2 protein-coding genes are annotated in these 1,344 nt (G+C 74.7%); one reads left to right on the top strand and one right to left on the bottom strand.

Annotated elements, in window-relative coordinates:
* The coding region (locus Q0L15_RS19610; RefSeq protein WP_296606269.1) for an FAD-binding protein at positions 1–503 on the top strand (503 nt) is incomplete at its 5' end.
* Between the two features lie 13 nt (positions 504–516).
* On the opposite strand, the gene Q0L15_RS19605 is transcribed toward Q0L15_RS19610, so the two are convergent.
* A partial coding sequence (locus tag Q0L15_RS19605; RefSeq protein WP_296606267.1) for a Gfo/Idh/MocA family oxidoreductase occupies positions 517–1,344 on the bottom strand: 828 nt, incomplete at its 5' end.

Genomic DNA, 1,344 nt, shown 5'->3' with positions numbered 1-1,344 from the left:
CCCTTGCGGTGCGCCTGGGGGCGGGGGTGTGCTGGGACCTCGTCGGGCTCGACGACGTGGCGGGTGAGCTGGTCGGACGGCGCCTCGCGCTGGGCGACTCCACGGCCGTGGACGTGGGCTGGGTCGGTGGTCCCGCCCTCGCCCTGTTCCGGACCGCGGCCCTCGACGCCCAGGAGGCGCCGGTAGCGGGCACGCCCGAGCTGGTGGCGGTGCCGCCGCCGGTCGAGGTCGGACCGGACGTGTCGGTTTCGGAGCCGGACGGGGCCGGCGATGCGGGCCCCTCGGGGCTCGACACCGCCGAGATCGTGGTCGCCGGCGGCCGCGGGCTGGGCAGCGCGGACAACATCGCGCTGCTCGAGGAGCTCGCGCAGGTGCTCGGTGGTGCGGTCGCGGTCAGCATGCCCGTGGTGGACCGGGGGTGGTACCCCTACGCGCACCAGGTCGGGCAGACCGGTCGGACGGTGCGGATCACCGCGCTGGTGCGCGAGCGATCCGGGGCCTGAGTCGCAGCGACGCTCAGCCGACCGGCACCCACGACTCGGTGGCGACCGAGTCGAGCACCGCCTGGGTGATCCGCGCCGCGCGGACACCGTCGGCGAAGCCGGGCAGCTCCTCGGGGGCGCCCGCGGACCCCGCGGACCCCGCCGACCCCGCCGACACCGCCTGGTAGAGGTCCCCGATGAGCGCGTTGAAGCAGTCCTGGTAGCCCTGCGGGTGGCCCGGGGGCAGCGGCTCGAGGAGCGGGTTGGCCGAGCGCCGCGGCGTGACGCCGCGGGGTACGACGGAGGCGTGGGCCCGCGAGCCGACCCAGAGCGTCTCGGGGTTCTCCTGGTCGAAGGACAGCGACTGCTCGGCGCCGTCGAGGGAGAACCACAGCCGGTTCTTGCGGCCGGGGGAGACCTGGCTGACCACCACCGAGCCGACGGCGCCCAGGTCGGTCTCGAACTGGACGGTCGCGATGTCCTCGGTGCTCACCTGCTCCGCGGACTCCCGGCTGGCGATCGCGGTCTTGCGCTGCGCCGACAGCCGGACGATCCGGTGCCCGGAGACGAACTCGACCAGGTCGCACCAGTGCACGCCGATGTCGGCGAACGCCCGGGACGCGCCACCCAGCGACGCGTCCACCCGCCAGTTGACGTCCGAGCTCGTCGACAGCCAGTCCTGCAGGTACGAGCCGTGCAGCAGCCACAGCTGCCCGACCTCGCCGCTGCGCACCCGGGCGCGTGCCTCCAGCACCGACTGGTAGTAGCGGTACACGAACGGGACCGCGGTCATCGAGCCGTGCTCGGCGGCCAGGGCCCCGATCTCCTCGGCGTCGGCGAGGGTCGTGGCGAGCGGCTTCTC

The organism is Nocardioides sp. (genome assembly GCF_024509035.1).
Classification (GTDB): Bacteria; Actinomycetota; Actinomycetes; order Propionibacteriales; family Nocardioidaceae; genus Nocardioides.
The sequence above is the reverse complement of the archived record's forward strand: the minus strand, read 5'-3'. Positions and strand labels throughout refer to the sequence as shown.